At 75.1% G+C, this 17,122-nt stretch carries 18 protein-coding genes; 6 read left to right on the top strand and 12 right to left on the bottom strand.

Annotation, left to right across the window (positions count from 1 at the left end):
• Window positions 1-21: 21 nt before the first annotated feature.
• The 5 genes from ACQP6G_RS18495 to ACQP6G_RS18475 all read right to left on the bottom strand — a co-directional run bounded on the left by ACQP6G_RS18495 (window position 22) and on the right by ACQP6G_RS18475 (window position 4,320).
• The gene (locus ACQP6G_RS18495; protein WP_429766501.1) at window positions 22-1,830 is read right to left on the bottom strand and encodes a glycosyl hydrolase family 18 protein; all 1,809 of its coding nucleotides are present in this window, start codon (window positions 1,828-1,830) and stop codon (window positions 22-24) included.
• A gap of 130 nt (window positions 1,831-1,960) precedes the next feature.
• Complete coding sequence (locus ACQP6G_RS18490) at window positions 1,961-2,407, bottom strand: DUF6098 family protein (protein WP_429766499.1); 447 nt, start codon at window positions 2,405-2,407, stop codon at window positions 1,961-1,963.
• A 17-nt stretch (window positions 2,408-2,424) separates the two neighbouring features.
• Window positions 2,425-3,288, bottom strand: a complete 864-nt coding sequence (locus ACQP6G_RS18485) for an SDR family oxidoreductase (RefSeq protein WP_429766498.1) — start codon at window positions 3,286-3,288, stop codon at window positions 2,425-2,427.
• Window positions 3,289-3,344: 56 nt separating this feature from the next.
• On the bottom strand, window positions 3,345-4,055 hold the full coding sequence (locus tag ACQP6G_RS18480; RefSeq protein WP_429766496.1) for a PAS and ANTAR domain-containing protein: 711 nt from the start codon (window positions 4,053-4,055) through the stop codon (window positions 3,345-3,347).
• Between the two features lie 82 nt (window positions 4,056-4,137).
• On the bottom strand, window positions 4,138-4,320 hold the full coding sequence (locus ACQP6G_RS18475) for a hypothetical protein (RefSeq protein WP_429766494.1): 183 nt from the start codon (window positions 4,318-4,320) through the stop codon (window positions 4,138-4,140).
• 190 nt (window positions 4,321-4,510) lie between these two features.
• Between ACQP6G_RS18475 and ACQP6G_RS18470 the strand changes: the two genes are divergently transcribed.
• Window positions 4,511-5,080, top strand: coding sequence for a DUF2231 domain-containing protein (locus ACQP6G_RS18470; protein WP_429766492.1), 570 nt, complete (start codon window positions 4,511-4,513; stop codon window positions 5,078-5,080).
• A gap of 6 nt (window positions 5,081-5,086) precedes the next feature.
• On the opposite strand, the gene ACQP6G_RS18465 is transcribed toward ACQP6G_RS18470, so the two are convergent.
• Window positions 5,087-5,749 carry a PAS and ANTAR domain-containing protein gene (locus ACQP6G_RS18465; protein ID WP_429766490.1) on the bottom strand — a complete coding sequence of 221 codons (663 nt, stop codon included), beginning with the start codon at window positions 5,747-5,749 and terminating at the stop codon, window positions 5,087-5,089.
• 320 nt (window positions 5,750-6,069) lie between these two features.
• Here ACQP6G_RS18465 and ACQP6G_RS18460 point away from each other — a divergent pair, with 320 nt between their 5' ends.
• Window positions 6,070-7,269 (top strand): alcohol dehydrogenase catalytic domain-containing protein, encoded by a 1,200-nt coding sequence (locus tag ACQP6G_RS18460; RefSeq protein ID WP_429766488.1) that lies wholly within the window; start codon window positions 6,070-6,072, stop codon window positions 7,267-7,269.
• Between the two features lie 17 nt (window positions 7,270-7,286).
• Here the strand turns inward: ACQP6G_RS18460 and ACQP6G_RS18455 are convergent, their stop codons facing one another.
• From ACQP6G_RS18455 to ACQP6G_RS18430, 6 genes are all read right to left on the bottom strand, one after another.
• Window positions 7,287-8,873: an NAD-dependent epimerase/dehydratase family protein gene (locus ACQP6G_RS18455; RefSeq protein ID WP_429766486.1), complete on the bottom strand. Its 1,587-nt coding sequence runs from the start codon at window positions 8,871-8,873 to the stop codon at window positions 7,287-7,289.
• Window positions 8,874-8,936: 63 nt separating this feature from the next.
• A complete protein-coding gene (locus ACQP6G_RS18450; RefSeq protein ID WP_429766484.1) occupies window positions 8,937-10,007 on the bottom strand; it encodes an aromatic acid exporter family protein in 1,071 nt (356 codons plus the stop codon).
• Window positions 10,004-10,450: a hypothetical protein gene (locus ACQP6G_RS18445; RefSeq protein ID WP_429766482.1), complete on the bottom strand. Its 447-nt coding sequence runs from the start codon at window positions 10,448-10,450 to the stop codon at window positions 10,004-10,006. Before ACQP6G_RS18445 ends, ACQP6G_RS18450 begins: the two co-directional genes overlap by 4 nt.
• Window positions 10,447-10,833, bottom strand: coding sequence for a hypothetical protein (locus ACQP6G_RS18440; RefSeq protein WP_429766480.1), 387 nt, complete (start codon window positions 10,831-10,833; stop codon window positions 10,447-10,449). The genes ACQP6G_RS18445 and ACQP6G_RS18440 overlap by 4 nt, the downstream gene beginning before the upstream one ends.
• The gene (locus ACQP6G_RS18435) at window positions 10,830-12,059 is read right to left on the bottom strand and encodes an NRAMP family divalent metal transporter (RefSeq protein ID WP_429766478.1); all 1,230 of its coding nucleotides are present in this window, start codon (window positions 12,057-12,059) and stop codon (window positions 10,830-10,832) included. Before ACQP6G_RS18435 ends, ACQP6G_RS18440 begins: the two co-directional genes overlap by 4 nt.
• Window positions 12,056-12,568 (bottom strand): hypothetical protein, encoded by a 513-nt coding sequence (locus ACQP6G_RS18430; RefSeq protein WP_429766476.1) that lies wholly within the window; start codon window positions 12,566-12,568, stop codon window positions 12,056-12,058. Before ACQP6G_RS18430 ends, ACQP6G_RS18435 begins: the two co-directional genes overlap by 4 nt.
• 186 nt (window positions 12,569-12,754) lie before the next feature.
• On the opposite strand from ACQP6G_RS18430, the gene ACQP6G_RS18425 reads away from it, so the two are divergent.
• The 4 genes from ACQP6G_RS18425 to ACQP6G_RS18410 all read left to right on the top strand — a co-directional run bounded on the left by ACQP6G_RS18425 (window position 12,755) and on the right by ACQP6G_RS18410 (window position 17,114).
• Window positions 12,755-13,360, top strand: coding sequence for a DUF4956 domain-containing protein (locus ACQP6G_RS18425; RefSeq protein ID WP_429766474.1), 606 nt, complete (start codon window positions 12,755-12,757; stop codon window positions 13,358-13,360).
• A complete protein-coding gene (locus ACQP6G_RS18420) occupies window positions 13,357-14,145 on the top strand; it encodes a polyphosphate polymerase domain-containing protein (RefSeq protein ID WP_429766472.1) in 789 nt (262 codons plus the stop codon). Before ACQP6G_RS18425 ends, ACQP6G_RS18420 begins: the two co-directional genes overlap by 4 nt.
• A 61-nt stretch (window positions 14,146-14,206) precedes the next feature.
• Window positions 14,207-16,021 carry a carbohydrate-binding domain-containing protein gene (locus ACQP6G_RS18415; protein WP_429766470.1) on the top strand — a complete coding sequence of 605 codons (1,815 nt, stop codon included), beginning with the start codon at window positions 14,207-14,209 and terminating at the stop codon, window positions 16,019-16,021.
• A 184-nt stretch (window positions 16,022-16,205) separates the two neighbouring features.
• Window positions 16,206-17,114 carry an NAD-dependent protein deacetylase gene (locus ACQP6G_RS18410; RefSeq protein WP_429766468.1) on the top strand — a complete coding sequence of 303 codons (909 nt, stop codon included), beginning with the start codon at window positions 16,206-16,208 and terminating at the stop codon, window positions 17,112-17,114.
• Window positions 17,115-17,122 lie beyond the last annotated feature (8 nt).

Genomic DNA, 17,122 nt, shown 5'->3' with positions numbered 1-17,122 from the left:
CGTCGTCGTGCGGCGGAGACGTCAGACGCAGGGCGCGCCGGCATCCCAGGAACCCTTGACGTCGCTGCCGGGCAGCTCGCCGCGGGTCCACCACTGGGCGGTGTGGTTCACGCCGGCGCGGGAGACGACGTCGCCCGAGGTGTAGGTGGCGGCGTCGTCGAACGCCGGGCCGCAGTCCTCGGCGGCGACGGGGTGGTCGCCGTGCTGGCCGACGACCTTCCACGGGTCCTTCGTGGCCGCGACCGACGCGGGGGCGACGCCGCGCGTCCACCACTTCGCGGCGTACTCGACGCCGTCGTGCGAGACGACGTCGCCGGTCCGGTAGACGCCGGTCGGGTACCAGGGGGCGGCGCCGTCGCCCTCGACGAGCGGGCCGGGCGTCGCGGCCTGGAAGGTGCGGACCAGCGCGGAGCTGAGGTCGCGGTCGGCGTCGCCGGCGATGTCCCACAGGTAGGCGCCGCCGAAGCCGTTCTCGGCGAGCCACTCGGCCTTGGCCGTCACGGAGCGCGGGGTGTCGAGCGTCCACCACTCGTCGCCGTTGGAGTAGTAGCTCTGCCCGGCCTGCGCGTCGTAGTGCTCGGTGAAGCCGCCCTCGGCGAACCGGTCCTGCAGCTGCGCGTAGTACGTGAACGGCAGCGATCCGCCGCTGGCGGGCGCGCCGGGCGTCGGGTCGTCGACGCCCTTCCACCCGTACCCGTACGCGGCCAGGCCGAGCACGAGCTGGTCGCCGCGGTACCCGGCGTTCTTGTAGGCGTTCATGAGGCCGTCGGCGGCGAGGCCCCAGTTCGCCGACTGGTCCGGGTCCCCGTACGAGGGGTACTCGTGCAGGTTGCCCTGGTGGCCGGTGCTGCCCGCCTGCCACGGCCCCACGTAGTCGTAGCCCTGGATGTTGAGGAAGTCGACGACGGCGGCGAGCCGCGGGTCGGCCCACCCGCCCTCGGTGCGGCCCGCCCACGACGCCGGGGCGAAGCCGGTGATGAGGTAGTCCTCGCCGGTGGTGGCGCCGCGCGCGTCGAGCTCGGCGCGCAGCAGCTCCGCGAAGGCCAGGAAGTTCTCCTTGTCCGCCTCCGGGTGGTCGCTCGGGTGCTCCCCGCCCACGACGGGCCACTCCCAGTCGATGTCGAACCCGTCGAAGATGCCGGCCGCGGCGCCGTCGCCGCCCTTGGTGCCGTGCTCCGGGTCGTCGACGACGGGCAGGTTCCCGTCGAGGTACAGGTCGATGCACGAGTCGACGAGCCGCTGCCGGCTCTCCGGGCTGCTCACCGCCTCGGAGAAGTTGTCCGACCAGGTCCAGCCGCCCAGGGAGATCAGCACCTTGAGGCCGGGGTTCGCCGCCTTGAGCTTCTTCAGCTGGTTGAAGTTGCCCGCCAGCGCCTGGTCCGCGTCGTCGGCCACGCCGTCCACGGCCTGGCCGGCGCCCTTGAGCTGCACGTAGTCGTTCAGCGGGTCGCCCTCCATGTGCCCCTCGGGCAGCCCGGTCTCGGGGTCGATCGCCCCCTCGTCGGGGTCGACGCGGTCGGTGATGTCGCAGACGAGGTCCGTCGTGACGTTGCCGAAGGCGTAGTTGAGGTGGGTCAGGTCCTCGACCGCCCCGGAGCGCTGGAGGTCGGCGACCTCGAACCCGACGTCCTGCGGGCCCCAACCCGGGAAGTAGGCGGGCGTCTTGAAGCCGTTGACGCCGTCGGCGTCGTGCACGGACGCGGCGCCGGGAAGGGGCGGGGTCGACGGCGCGGGGGCGGCGGCGGCACCGCCGGCGGTCAGCCCGACGACGGCGGCGGCCGCGGCGAGCGTGAGGGCGCCGTGGCGGCGCGGGGACGGTCGGTGTCTCATCGGGAGCCTCGTTGCTTCCTCCGGGCGCACCCGGATCAGGATTTGTTCGGGCTCCTGCACAATAGCGTGGACGGCACGGCGTGGCCAGGCTGTGCACAGCTCGTCCCCAGGTCAGACGCGGTGGGACGGCTCAGGTGCCGTCGTTGCCCGGGTCGAAGACTCGGGCGTAGAGCTCCGCCGCCTCGTCCACGACGGCGCGGTCGATCGACGCGGCCGGCACGGCGGCGACCAGCAGCGGCTCGCAGTCCGGCCCGCGCCCGGCGACCTCGCCGGTGAGCGCCCACGGGAACCGCTGCGGCGTCATGAGGTGCGCGTACTGGCACAGCTGCCGCGCCACCCAGTGCTCCACGGGGCGGTCCCACCACGGCTCCGGGTCCAGGGGGTTCACGCTCAGGCCCGGCAGCAGGCACCCGCTCTCGTGGTCCCTGCTCTCGGCGGCGGCGTCGGCCACCGGCCCGGCGCTGAACCGCACGTACAGCGGCGTCGCGACGGCGAGCAGCTCGACGACGTCCCCCAGCGACCGCAGCCGGGGGACGTCGTCGAGCGTGACCGGCCCGTCCGGCACGTCCAGCGCCACGACGTCACACGTCCCGCTCAGAACACCGGCTTGCCGCCCGTGACGCCGACGACGGTCGCCGAGACGTAGCTCGCGTCGCGCGGGGAGGCGAGGAACACGAACGCCGGCGCGACCTCCGCAGGCTGCCCGGCGCGGCCGAGCGGCGTGTCCTGGCCGAACTTCTGCACCTTCTCCTCCGGCTGCGTGGCCGGCTGCAGCGGAGTCCAGATCGGGCCCGGGGCGACGGCGTTCACGCGGATGCCGCGCGCCCCGAGCTCGCCCGCAAGGTTCACCGTGATGTTGTTGATGGCCGCCTTGGTCGACGCGTAGTCGAGCAGCGACGACGACGGCTCGTACGCCTGGATCGACGAGTTGTTGATGATGCTCGACCCCTCGCCCAGGTGCTTCAGCGCCGCCTGCGTGACCCACAGCAGCGCGTACAGGTTGGTCTTCAGCACCCGGTCGATCTCGTCGGTGGTGATGTCCTCGACGGAGTCGCGCCGCGCCATCTGGAAGCCGGCGTTGTTCACGAGGAGGTCGAGCCCGCCGAGCTCGTCGACCGCCCGGTCGGGCAGGCCGCGTGCCGTCGTCTCGTCGGTGAGGTCGCCCGGCAGCAGCGCGGCCTTTCGACCCGCCTCGCGCACCCAGCGCGCCGTCTCCTGCGCGTCCTCCTCTTCCTCCGGCAGGTACCCGATCGCGACGTCCGCGCCCTCGCGCGCGAACGCGATCGCCACGGCCCGGCCGATCCCGGAGTCCCCGCCGGTCACCAGGGCGCGGAGCCCGTCGAGCTTGCCGGAGCCGCGGTAGCTCTGCTCACCGTGGTCCGGGACCGGCGTCATCGCGCCGGTGAGGCCCGGCGGCTCCTGCTGCTGGGCGGGGAACGATTGCTGGTCGTCGGCCATGCTGTCCTCCTCGGGTCGTGGGTCGGCCGTCGGGTCCGTGGTCGCGCGGCCAGCCGTCACGCAGCACGACGGCGCGCGAGCTGCGCCTCGTGCACGTGCGGCCGCTTGGCGGGCTGCACGGCGGCGAGGGCGTCCTTGACGCCCTGCTTGGCGAGACGGCCGAAGCCCTCGCCCGCGGCGAGCTGCGCCATCATCTGGGTGGCGGCCTCGCGCAGCGTGGCGCCCGTCGCGCCCGCCGCCTCGGTGAGCATGCTCTCCGCCGCGTCCTCGTCCACGCCGTGCACGGCCATGAGGACGCCCTTGGCGCGCTCGATCGAGGCGGCCGAGACGAAGGCGCTGTCGAGGGCGCGGCGCACGTCGCGCTGCACCGCCTCGCGCTGCACCGGCGTGACGTCGACGACGTACCCCGCCACCTCGGGCGGCCCGTCGCCGCGGGGGCGTCGTGCCTGCGCCGTGACCAGCAGGGTGCGCGTGCGGCCGTGGGCGTCGACGACGCGCCGGGCCGTCACGACCGGACCGCCGGAGCCGAGCGCGCGTGCGGCGTCGTGCACCACGCGATCGCGATCGTCCGGGTGCAGCTTGGCCTCGAGGGTCTCCGGGCCGGGCTCGAGCGCGCCGGGCTCGTGGCCGAGCATCGCGTCGACCTCGTCGGACCACCACCAGCGTCCCGTGCCCGCCTCGGCCCGGTAGGAGCCGGTGAGCAGGTGGGTGCCGACCGCGAGCGCGGAGACGAGGTGGTCGGTGCCGGCGGGAGTTGTCGTCGTCATCGTGACCTCCGAGTAGGGAGGGTCGGTGCCGCTTCCTGACGCCGGGCCTCCACGCTAGCGCCGCCGCGCGCGGACGGCCACCTCACCCCGCGTCGAAGCGGTCCTCGCCCTCCTCGTCCGGGTCGTCCTTGGGCTGCTCGCCGGGGACGGCGCCGACGTCGGCGGCCTTGCCGTCGCCGCGGTCGTGCGCCGCCCGCTCGCGCTCGGCCTGGTGGCGCGGGTCGTCCTCCTCCGCGCGGTCCCGCTCGGTGGGGTGCTCGCTCATCCTGGTCCTCCTCGGGCTCGGTCTCGGGTCGGTCTCGACACGTCGTCCCACCCTCGGGCGGGTCGGCGCTCCCCGCATCCGGGGGCCGCAGCGGCGAGCAGCCGGCGCCCGCCCTAGGGTCGAGTGGTGGCGTCGAGGAGGGGCGCCTCGCCCGACGCACGCGACGGACGCACGCGATCCAGGAGGCACGATGCCCGCGCACCGGCACGCCGAGCCGCCCGCCGACCAGCCCCTGCCGAGGCTCGCCGCCGAGCTCGAGAGAGCGGAGCGCCTCGACCCTCTGGCGGACCTGTACGACCGCATCTCGCGCACCGTCGTGCCCGCGCCGGGCCGGGCGCGCGACGAGCTCCGCGGCCGCTCCGTCGGCCATCCCGTGCACAGCGTGCTCACCGACCTGCCGATCGGGCTGTGGGCGAGCGCGGTCGCTCTCGACCTCACCCGCCCGCACGGGCACGCGGACGCCGCCCGCCGTCTGGTGGGCCTGGGGTTGCTCGCCGCGCCGCCGACGGCCCTGACGGGGCTGGCGGACTATCGCGCGCTCAGCGTCCCCGCGCGCCGCGTCGCCGCCGTGCACGCGACGTGCAACGGCGTCGGCACCCTGCTGGCGCTCGCCTCGTGGCGGGCCCGGCGTCGCGGCCGCACCGTGCTCGGCACGCTGCTCAGCCTGGCCGGCATGGGCGCGGTCGGCGCGGGCGGGTACCTCGGAGGCCACGTCGCGCAGGCGATGCGGGAGCCCCGGCACGTCCCCGGGGCCGGGTGAGCGCGGCTATCGCGTGCGGCGCTCGGAGCGGTTCTGGAGCAGGTCGGCCATCGTCTCGGCGACCTGGCGCATGTCGCCGTTGCCGTCGGCCGCGAGCGCCACGATGCGCGCCGAGATCTCCCGCAGCGGCAGGTTGGAGTGGTTGGAGGCCTCGCGGAGCCAGTCGAACGCGCCCTCGAGGTCGGTGCGGAGCGCGCACATGACGACGCCCTTGGCCTGCTCGATCGTCGCGCGGTGGGCGGCGGACGCCCGGATGCTCGCCGTCGCCCGCACGTCGGCGATGCGCGCGACCGCGGGGGTGACGTCGGTGAAGTAGCCGACCAGCTCGCAGACCGCGCCCGCGGCGTCGGTGCGGCCCTCGCCCACGACCGCGAGGGTCCGCTCCTCGCCGTGCGCGTCCATGATGCGGTGCACGCTGCTGAACGGCTCGCCGGTCGCGCAGGCGTGACGGAGGACCTGGCTCACCCGCGCCCGGTCGTCGGGGTGCTTGTGCGCCAGGATGAGCTCGGTGGTGGGGACGATCTCCCCCGGCTCGAAGCCGTGGATGCGGTAGGTCTCGTCCGACCACCACCACAGGCCGGTGGACAGGTCGTGCCGGTACCGGCCGACTGGATGGCTGGTACCGAGGGCCAGGGTGCCCTCGATGTCCCATGAAGTCGTGTCGGTCATGTGGATCCTCTCGTCGTGGCGGATCGCTCCGCTGGAGATCGAGCCGCCTCATGACTCCCCTCGACCGTAGCCCGCTTCCGAGCGGGTGAACAGCGCGGGTGCTCCGGACGACGCCCCCGCCGGGTGGCGACCATGTCCGCGGAGCGTGCACCATCGACGGTGCGGGGGCCGTCCGCGGTCGCCGCGGGCCGGATGTCCAGCAGCGCGGCACCCGGTTCCCCCTGACGGGTGAGCAGCCCGTCCCGGTGATTCACTGGCGGCGTCGGTGCAGCAGCTCGCCGGCCGAGGGGCACGGGCCCCGACGGCGGAAGGACGCAGCGGTGCGCGCACTGACCTGGCAGGGCAAGGAGCACGTCAGCGTCGAGGACGTCCCGGACCCCCGCGTCCAGGAGCCGACGGACGCCGTCGTCCGCGTGACCTCCACCGCGATCTGCGGCTCCGACCTGCACTTGTACGGCGTGCTCGGGATGTTCCTCGACGCCGGTGACGTGCTGGGGCACGAGGCGATGGGCGTCGTCGAGGAGGTCGGAGACGACGTCGGACACCTCGCCGTCGGCGACCGCGTCGTGGTGCCGTTCGGCATAGCCTGCGGGCGCTGCTGGATGTGCGAGCGCGGCCTGCAGAGCCAGTGCGAGACGACGCAGGTCCGCGACCATGGCAAGGGCGCGGCCCTCTTCGGGTACACGCGGCTGTACGGGCAGGTGCCGGGCGGACAGGCGCAGTACCTGCGCGTGCCGCAGGCCCACTACGGCCCGGTCGTGGTGCCCGACGACGGCACGCCCGACGAGCGCTGGCTCTACCTGTCCGACGTCCTGCCCACCGCGTGGCAGGCGGTGGAGTACGCGGACGTGCCGGAGGGCGGCAGCGTCGTCGTGCTGGGGCTCGGGCCCATCGGCCAGATGGCGGCCCGTGTCGCCCTGCACCGCGGGGCGAGCACGGTGGTCGGCGTCGACCCGGTGCCCGCACGGCGCCTCATGGCGCAGCGGCACGGCGTCATCACGTTCGACCCGGGGGAGCGCGGCGTGCGCACGGCGGTGCGCGACCTCACCGACGGACGGGGACCCGACGCGGTGGTCGACGCCGTCGGGATGGAGGCGCACGGCTCGCCCCTGGCCGAGACGACGCAGAAGCTCGTGGGCCTGCTGCCCGACGTCCTCGCCGCCCCGCTCACGGAGAAGGGCGGCGCCGACCGGCTGGCCGCGCTCCTCGCCGCGTGCGCCCTGGTGCGGCGCGGCGGCACGGTGTCGCTGTCGGGCGTCTACGGCGGCGCGAAGGACCCGCTGCCGCTGATGCAGATCTTCGACAAGCAGCTCACGATCCGCACAGGCCAGGCGAACGTGCGCCGATGGACCAACGACCTGCTGCCCCTCGTCGCCGACCCTGCCGACCCGCTCGGCGTGCTCGACCTGCGCACGCACCGCCTCCCGCTCGAGGAGGCGCCGGAGGGGTACCGCGCCTTCCAGCGCAAGGAGGACGGCTGCATCAAGGTCGTGCTGGACCCCTGGGCCACCGGCGCGTAGGCGTCAGCGCGGAGGCATCAGACCGACGCGGCCTCGCCGTTTCGGAAGGCGCGCCGGCGCGCGTACTCGTGCAGGCGGTCGAGGATGGCGAGCTGCCGCTGCGCGCGCTCGGCGAGCTCGCGGAACTGGGCGCGGTCGAGGCCGAGCTCGCCGGCGTGCTCCTCCAGGGTCTGCCAGCCGCCCAGCTTGCCCACGACGGCGGACCGCATGAGCTCCGTCTCCAGCACCACGGACATCGGCGACCGCTCTACCACCCGGCCGTTGAGCTTGAGCCGGCCGACCCGCTCGGCGACGCCAGCCAGGAGCTGGCGGTGGCGCCGCCGCGGGAGACCGAGCTCCTGCAGGAGCCGCACGTACAGCTCGCGCTCGGCCCGGATCTGCTCCGCCACCTCGACCAGCTCGGCGTGCAGCGGCAGGTCGGCGTAGTCACCCACCATCCGCTCGATCCGGCCGAGGCCCGCCGTGGCGCCGGTGAGGTGGTCCGACAGGTACAGGCCGAGGAGCTCCCGGTCGACCTGCGGCGGCACCGCCGGGTGCGGGCCGCGCAAAGGCAGAGTGGACGCGCCGGCGGGCCGGGTGGCCGACGGGCGCAGCGGCGCGGAGCCCAGGCCCCGCCCCTCGGCCATCCCCGCCACGACCTCCTGGAGCGCGTCGCCCGCCGACGTCCGCGCCCGCCAGCCGAGCTCCGTGACCGCCCGCGTCGTGTCCATCACGGGGGCGCCCATGGCCATGTCCACCCAGCCCGGGTCGGCGGCGACGACACGCGCCGCGTGGCCGAGCGACACCGCCGCGCGCACCGCAGCGGGCGGCACCTCGACCAGGCGCCCGTGGTCCACGAGCCGCGCGACGTCGGCGCCGCGCAGCAGGTCGTCGGCGGCCACGTTGAACGCGCCGCCCGCACGACGCAGCAGCACGCGCCGGTAGGCGTCCGCGGCGTCGTCGCCGTGCACGGCCTGGAGCCGCAGCCCGGCGGGCAGCGGCAGCAGCGGCGGCCGGCCGAGGCGCAGCAGGCCCACGGGCAGGACCCTCCCGACGAACAGCCGGGTCACCTCCGCGCCCGCGTCGCCCTGGAAGACGAGCGCGGTGCGCAGCCGCGCGACGGTGACCTCCGGGTGCGCGCGCTCGAGCTCGTCCAGCACGTCCTCCTGCGCGGCCTTGTCGACGCTGTAGTGCGAGGTCGGGACGCCGTCGGCGGGCCAGTCCTCGGAGCGCGGCTCGTCGTCGTCCACGGGCGAGTACACGCCGACGGACGACGCGACGACCAGGTGCGGCACGCCGGCGGCGACGACGGCGCGCGCCACCCGGCGGGTGCCCCCCACGTTGACGGTGCGCAGCAGGTCCCGGTCGCGGTTCGGCTGGATCAGCCAGGCGAGGTGCACGACGGCGTCGGCGCCGCGGAACAGCCCCGTGAGCTGCGCGACGACCGCGTCGTCGTCGCCCGCGAGGTCCACGGCCGCCCACTCCGCGTGCCGGTACGGCTCGGCCGTGCGGTCCGGCAGCCGACGCGCCACGCCCAGCAGGGACGTCACCTCCGGCTCGTCTGCCAGCGCGCGCAGCAGCGCCGTCCCGACGTTCCCGGTCTGACCCACCACGACGACCCGCATGCCGCACACCGTGGCACCGGCAGCCCGTGCCCGCAGGCGAGAGGCGTCGTGGCAGGTGAGCGCTCAGGCCGCGAGCACGTCGGCGGCGCGGCGCAGCACGACGACGAGCGCGCCGGCCACGAAGTGGTCGTCGCCCGTGCGCTCCCGCGACTCGCGCACCACGTCCCGGAGCCGGTCGAGCGACCGCGCGAACGCCGCGCCGGGGTCGCCGGTGTGCGCCACGTCGTCCTCCGGCATGCGCAGGGCATCGGCGAAGGAGCGCAGCGCCGTCGCGAGCTCGGGGCGCAGCCGCGGGCCGAGCGCGACGTCGTCCCGCCCGCTGCCCTCCCAGCCGACCAGCAGCCGGACGATCTCGTCGACCGCCTCGGCCGCCGTCCCCAGCACCTCCGCCTCCCGGGCCTGCGACCGGGCGCGCTCGCCGTGCCGCCGGGCGCGCGGGTTGCCGCGCGAGGCCTCCCCCGAGCGCGCGACCGCCGAGCGCGCGACGTCGGTCACCGGGAACAGGGCGCGCCGTCGTCCCTCCCACTCCTCCACGTCGAGCAGCCCCTCGTCGTCGAGCCAGCCCGCCAGGTCGTCGAGCTGCTCCACGAGCGCGTCGCGCAGCGCACCGAGCGCCAGGCCCGACGGCGTGAGCAGCAGCGGGGGCAGCAGGATGTTGACGCCCGTCCCGATCGCCGCCCCCACGACCACGAGGCCGGCGAAGGCGCCCACGTACTCGACGTCCTCCCCCTGGCCGAGGACGAGGACGAAGATCGCCGCGTTCGCCACCCACGCTCCCTGCCCGCCGAACACCCGCCAGCCCGCGCAGAGCAGCGCCAGGCCCACCACCAGCGCCACCGACAGGACGCCGGGCATCAGCACGCTGTCGACGGCGAGGGCGATGGCGGCGCCGAGCAGCAGCGCCCCCACGCTCTGCACCGACTCGCGCACCGACCGGGCGAGCGTGCTCGTCGTGGCGATCACGGCCCCCAGCGGGGCGTAGTACGGGTACTCGGAGAACGGCGCGGGCGCGACCACCCCGACCAGCCACGCGAGCGCCGCCGCGACCGCCCCCCGGACCGCGAGCGACCAGCGGGGGTGCCGCGCCCAGGCGTCGCGGACGGCGCCGGCGCCCCGGCCCCACCCACGGGTCATCCCAGGCCCGCCGGCAGTTCGTCGTAGCCCGGCGCGAGGCGCAGGCGCGGTTTCGCGTCGTCGGCCGACGGGTCGGCCGACGGGTCCGCCTCGACGGATGCGACGTCCTCCCACCGCACGAGGAAGGTGCCGCGGTGACGTCGGCGCACGAGCTGCGGGATCGGCCACGGCGACCGCACGTCCGTGCGCTCGTACCCGTGGAACGACCCGGCCCCGCGCGGCCCGACCAGCAGCCCGACCAGGCGGGCGCCGCCCACGGCGTCGCGACGCGCGTGCGCGCTCAGCGGGGCGTCGTGCCCGGCCTCCTCGCGGTCCTCCCCCGCCCCCGGTCCGCCCTCGGGCTCGTCCACGACCTCGAGCGCCAGGCGGACGTCGACGACCACGCCCAGGGCCGCGCCGTCCGGCCCCAGCACGCGCGCGTCGAGGAGGTCGCCGACGTTCATTCCTCGGCCTCCGGGTCGTGCCGGCCGCCGGGGATGCGCGCGATCAGCCGGTCGCGGACCCAGCGCTCCACCCAGACGGCGTCGAGCCGGTCCGAGGGCACGGTGAGCTCGACCGCCGTCCCGACGTGCCCGACGTCGTCCCACGCGATGCGCGGCAGCCGGCTGTCGGGCACCCGGCCGCCGAAGAGCCGTGTCGCCAGCACCGGGCCCACGAGGATCGCGTCGATGTGCGCCTCCCGGCCGGCCTCGGCCCCGGCACCCTCCGGCCCCGCCAGGGCCAGGTCGTCCACCGCCCCCACGGGCTCGCCGTCCGCGTCCAGCACCTGCCGGCCGAGCAGGTGCAGGCGGGCGTCGACGATCCGTTCCCGCGCGTCGCCGGTCATGAGCCCGCTCCCGTCGCGATCATCAGGGGGATCGCCGCGACCGCCGCGACGACCACGATCACCAGGTACACCGTGCCCAGCGCGTTGACCACCCGCCCGTTGACGTGCTCGCCCATGTACCCCGGGTCGTTGGCCACGACGAGGATCGGCACGTACGTGAGCGGCAGCGCGACGGCGGAGAACACCACCGACATCTCGGTCACCGCCACCGGGTCCACGCTCGTCATGAGGATCCCGGCGGCGAGCAGCAGCGCCACGATCATCGTGAGGTGGAAGCGCGCCGCCCGCGCCGGCCGGCGGAACTTGCCCCACGACCAGCCCAGGTACTGGGCCAGCGTGTACCCGCTGGACAACGCAGTCTCCAAGGCGGCGCCGAACGTGGCGGCCACGATCCCCAGGACGACGACGGCGAGCAGCAGGACCCCGCCCGCCTGCGCGACCGGCAGCACGATCTGCGACAGCGACGAGACCTCGATGCCCGCGGGCAGCAGCACGACGGCGGCGCACGCCGCGATGGCGAGCGACAACAGGCCGCCCAGGGGGAATCCGAGCAGCACGTTGAGCCGGTTGGTGCCGAGGTCCTTGGCGGTCCACCGCTCCTCGACGGCGCCGGACGAGAAGAAGAACACCTCGTACGGCGTCATCGCCGCGCCGAACAACGCGACCGCGTAGTACCAGTACGACGCCGGGTGCTCGGTGCCCGGCGGCGATGGCGGCACGGCCTGGCGCAGCAGCTCGCCCCAGTCCGGACCCAGCTGGAACAGCGCGATCGCGAACCCCACGAGCAGCAGCCCCATGAGGCCGGCGACGTTCTCCATGACCTGGAACTTCACGCGCCACAGCACGAGCCACACCGCGAGCGCCGCGACCGGGATCCACAGGCGCGGCTCCACGCTGCTCGCCAGGTGCAGGGCGAGCGCGATGCCCCCGACCTCCGCGGTGAGCGTGAGCAGGTTGATGGCGAACGACGCGAGGAGGTTCGCGCCCGCGGCCCTCGGCCCGAGCCGCTCGCGGACGATCTCGAAGGTGGCGCGACCGCTCACCGCCGCGACCCGCCCGGACATGCTCGCGAACAGCACGATGCCGACCACGCCGAGCACCACCACCCACGCGAGCGACATGCCGAACCGGGACCCGACGACGGCGTTGGTCACCAGGTCCCCGATGTCGACGAACCCGCCGATGGCGGTGAGGATGCCGAGCGCGGCGGCGAGCAGCTTCTTCACGGCCCGCCCGCCTCGGCCAGGGCGGCGTCGGTCGCGTCGAGGGCAGTCGCGAGCTCGACGAGGAGGTCGTCGGACGACGAGGGGACGCCGTCGGCGCCGGCGAGGTCTCCCCCGGACCGTACGGCCACCCAGGAGCGCGCCGCGACGACGGCGTCCGAGACGTCGCCCACGGCGTCCAGCCCGGTGGACCGACGCGCCGCCGTCGCCGCGTCGGGCGGCACCAGGGTCGTGAGCGCCGACTCGGCGTCGTCCAGCACGCGCAGCTGGTCCAGCAGCACCGTGTCGGCGACGGGTCCGGTGACCCGGCCCTCGTCGAGCAGGCCGACGGCGATCCGCGCCGTCTCCCCCGCGGAACCGGCCTCCGCGAGCGCGTCCGCCACCGCCGCCGTCGCCTGGCCGGGCTCCTGCCGGCTGGCGACGCACCCCGTCCCGGCCAGCAGGGCCACGAACGTGACGACGAGCGCGAGGCCGGCGGCCGCGAGCCGGCGTCGTCCTGTCTGCTGCGTCACGCCCTGATGATCAGCACGCCCGGCGAATGCCCGCATGTCGGGCCTGCTCAGCGGCGTTCCCAGCGACCGTCCATCCCTCGCAGCGGATCCCCAGGACGCCCCCAGTGCCCACCTGAGCGCGAGGTGTCCACTGGGTGTCCTCCCCACCCACGGACCACGACCGGTCCCCGACCTCCCGGAGCCCGCATGCCTCCCGCAGCCCTGTACGCCGTCGACCTCGTCGCCGTGTCGATCCTGACGTTCGCCCTCTACTTCCCCCGGCACCGCCGCCGCGACCTCGTGGTCGCCTACCTCGGCGTCAACGTCGGCGTGCTCGCGGTGTCGGCCGTGCTCGCGTCGACCTCGGTCGCCGCGGGCCTCGGGCTCGGGCTGTTCGGCGTGCTGTCGATCATCCGGCTGCGGTCCGACGAGCTGTCGCAGCGCGAGGTGGCGTACTACTTCGCCGCGCTCGCGCTGGGACTGCTGGGCGGGCTGGGCACGTCGGCCGGCCGGCTCGGCGTCGCCGGGTCCGCGCTGATCCTCGTCGTCATGGCCGTCGCGGACCACCCGCGGCTCCTGGCGCGGCACGGCTCGCAGACGATCGTCCTCGACCGCGCCGTCGTCGACCGCGCCGAGCTCACCGCCCACCTCGAGACCCTGCTGGGTGCCCGCGTGCGGTCCGTGTCCGTGCAGGAGATCGACCTCGCCGACGACACGACGCGCGTCGAGGTGCGGTACGACCTGCCGCGCGACGGCGGCCGGCCCGCCCGGTCGGTCGCCGTCCGGGACGACGCGCTGGCGGTGACCCGGTGACCGCCGAGACCGTCGTCGCCCGCGGACTGGCCGGCGCCGCGCCCGTCACCCTCGAGGAGCTCGACGCCACCGCCGCCCTCCAGACCCGCGTCGACCGCAAGTACGTGCTCACCCCCGACGAGGTCGCGGCGCTGCTCTCCACGCTGGCCGCGCACGGCCCGCGCGTGCTCGAGATCGACGGCGACCGGTCGTTCACGTACGCCTCGACGTACTACGACACGGCCGACCTGCTGACCTTCCGGCTGGCCGCGCGCCGCCGTCGCCGGCGGTTCAAGGTCCGCACCCGCACCTACGTCGACACGGGGAACGCCACGTTCCTCGAGGTCAAGACGCGCGCGGCCCGCGGCGTCACGGTGAAGGAGCGCCGCCCGTGGGAGCCCGCGACCCCGCTGGCCGGAGAGGGCCTCGACTTCGTCGACGACCGGCTCGCCGCCGCCCGTCTCACCGCGCCCCCGTCGGCGCAGCTCGCCCCCGTGCTGCGGTCCGCCTACCGGCGCACCACCGTGCTGCTCCCCGACGCCCGCGTCACCCTCGACACCGGCCTGCGATGGCGGCTCGCCGGGCCCGACGGGGCCGACCGAGGCGGCACCGCCGACGTCGGAAACCTCGTCGTCGTCGAGACCAAGGCCGGCACCGCGCCGTCGTCCGCCGACCGCGCCCTCTGGCGCGGCGGCCACCGCCCTGACCGCATCTCCAAGTACGCGACCGGGCTCGCCACCCTGCGGCCCGACCTCCCCGACCACCCCTGGCGCCGCCTGCGGCGCGAGCGGCTCGGCGTCGCCTGACCCCGCCCCCGCTCCGCCCACCGCCTCCCCCAGCTCCCCACCAGCGAAGAGGACCCGAACCATGCATCTCCCCCGCCCGAAGAAGACCCTGTGGAACCGTGCTCTCTCGACCCGAGCCGTGGCGCTCGCCGCCGCCGGCACGCTGACCGTCGGCGCGCTCGCCGCGTGCAGCGCCGGCTCGACGTCCGCCGCGTCGGACGGCTCCGGCACCACCGCCGCCCAGGTCTCCGCGACGGACAACTCCGGCCGGTCCGCTCAGGACGTCCTCGCGGAGAACCTGTCGTCCGAGGAGACCGCCGCCCTCGCCGACGCGACGTGGGACACGGACGACGAGGTCGCCGTGACGCTCGACGGGGACTCTGCCTCGGTGTCGGCGTCGGCCTCCGGCGACGGCGTCACCGTCGACGGGTCGACGGTGACCATCACCGAGCCGGGCACGTACCGCGTCTCCGGCACGCTCGACGACGGCCAGGTCGTGGTCGACTTGTCGGCCGACGGCGTCGTGCGCCTCGTGCTCGACGGCGCGGACGTCACCAGCTCCACCGGCGCGGCGATCGACGTGCAGGACGCCGACCAGGTGTCGGTCGTCCTCGCCGACGGCTCCACGAACCGTCTCGAGGACGCCGCGGAGTACGCCGACACGACGTCGGACAACGCGGCCAACGCCGCGCTGTACTCCACCGCGGACCTGGCGATCTCCGGCGGCGGCGCGCTGGACGTCGTCGGGAACGCGAACGACGGCATCACCGGCAAGGACGGGCTCGTGATCGCGTCCGGCGACATCAGCGTCCAGGCCTCCGACGACGCGATCCGCGGCAAGGACTACCTCGTCGTCTCCGGCGGCACGGTCGACGTCACCGCCGGCGGCGACGGGCTGAAGTCCGACGCCGACGACGACGCCACCGCCGGGTACGTCGCGCTCACCGGCGGCGACGTCACCGTCCAGGCCGGGTCCGACGGCGTGCAGGGCTTCACCGACGTCGCGATCACCGACGGCACGCTCACCGTGACCGGCTCCGAGGAGGGCATCGAGGCCGCGACCGTCGCCGTCTCCGGCGGCGACACCGACATCACGTCCACCGACGACGGGCTCAACGCGACCGTCAAGGAGGCGGAGGACGACACGACCACCGGAGACACCTCGGCCGACGACACCACGGACGGCACGACGGACGGCACGACGACGGACGACCAGCAGGCGCAGCCGGAGCCCCCGGCGGACGGCGAGATGCCGACCGGCGCGCCGCCCGCCGACGGCGGGATGCACCAGGGCGGCGGGGGCGGCGGCATGGGAGAGGTCCAGGACGGTGCGTCGCTGACGATCACGGGCGGCACGCTGCACGTGGACGCCGAGGGCGACGGCCTGGACTCCAACGGCGTCACCGTGGTCAGCGGCGGCGACGTCGTCGTCGAGGGTCCGACGAACGGCGGCAACGGCGCGCTCGACTCCGCGGGCGGCAGCACGGTCTCGGGCGGCACGGTGCTGGCGGTCGGGTCGTCGGGCATGGCCGAGGCCTTCGACGAGGGCTCGACGCAGGGCTGGGTGGCGCTGACCGCCGACGCCACGCTCGAGGCCGGCACCGAGGTGGCGGTCGTGGACGCCGACGGGACCGAGGTCGCGGCGATCACGCTGTCGAAGACGGCGCAGTCGGTCGTCTACACCGGCCCGGAGATCACGGACGGCGACACGTACACGCTCACCACCGACGGCACGGAGGCCGGCACCGCCACCGCGGGCGAGGCCCCCGCGGGCGGCATGGGCGGCGGGCCCGCCGGTGGCCAGGGCGGACCGGGCCAGGACCAGGACGGCTCGACCGGCACCCAGGGCGACCAGGACACCGTCACCGACCAGTCGTCGTCGACCACCACCAGCTGACCACGAGGTGGTACGCATCTCGCCGAGGTAGTACGAGCTGCCGCGAGGTAGTACAAGATTCGCCGAGGTAGTACTACCTCGCGGAGATTCGTACTACCTCGCGGTGGTGCGTACTACCTCGCGGAGGTGGGTACTACCTCGCGGGGATCGGTGGCGCCGGCCGTCGCGACGTACGCTCGAAGGCGTGCAACCCGTGCCCCGTCCGCTCGCCCCGACGTACCAGGACCGGCGGTGGGAGCTCCCGCCCGACGCCGTCGTGCACCACGGCACGATCGACGACGCGGTCCGCCTGCTCCAGGGCCGCACGGTCACCGCGCTCACGGGCGCGGGCGTGTCCACGGACTCGGGCATCCCGGACTACCGCAGCCCGGACTCGCCGAAGCGCGCGCCGATGACGTACCAGCAGTTCGTGGCCGACGAGGCGTTCCGCCGCCACTACTGGGCGCGCAACCACGTGGGCTGGCAGGTGGTGCACCGCACGGAGCCGAACGCGGGGCACCGGGCGCTCGCGCGGCTGGAGGAGCGCGGGCTGGTGCGCGGCGTCATCACGCAGAACGTGGACCTGCTCCACGAGGACGCGGGCTCGCGCCACGTCATCGACCTGCACGGCCGCTACGACCGCGTCATCTGCCTGAGCTGCGGGCGCGTCATCAGCCGCGCGCACCTCGCGGAGCGGCTCGACGCGCTCAACCCGGGCTTCGTGGAGTCGGTCCTCGACGACGGCGCCACGGTCGCGGACATCGAGACCGCACCCGACGCGGACGCCGTCATCGAGCAGACCAGCCACTTCGTGCCCGCGGCCTGCGAGTTCTGCGGCGGCGTGCTCAAGCCCGAGATCGTGTACTTCGGCGAGAACGTGCCGCGCGAGCGGGTGCAGCGCGCGTACGCCCTGGTGGACGACGCCGACGCGCTGCTCGTGGCCGGCACGTCGCTCACCGTGATGAGCGGCCTGCGGTTCGTGCGGCACGCGGCCAAGGCCGACAAGCCGGTGGTCATCGTCAACCGCGGCGAGACGCGCGGGGACCCGCTCGCCACGCTCAAGGTGGACGACGGCGTCACCGAGACCCTCGTCGCGCTGGCCGACCGGCTCTGACGGGTCGG

Origin of the sequence: Isoptericola nanjingensis (genome assembly GCF_050311635.1) — a bacterium.
GTDB lineage: Bacteria > Actinomycetota > Actinomycetes > Actinomycetales > Cellulomonadaceae > Isoptericola > Isoptericola nanjingensis.
This window is presented reverse-complemented; position numbering and strand designations above follow the sequence as displayed.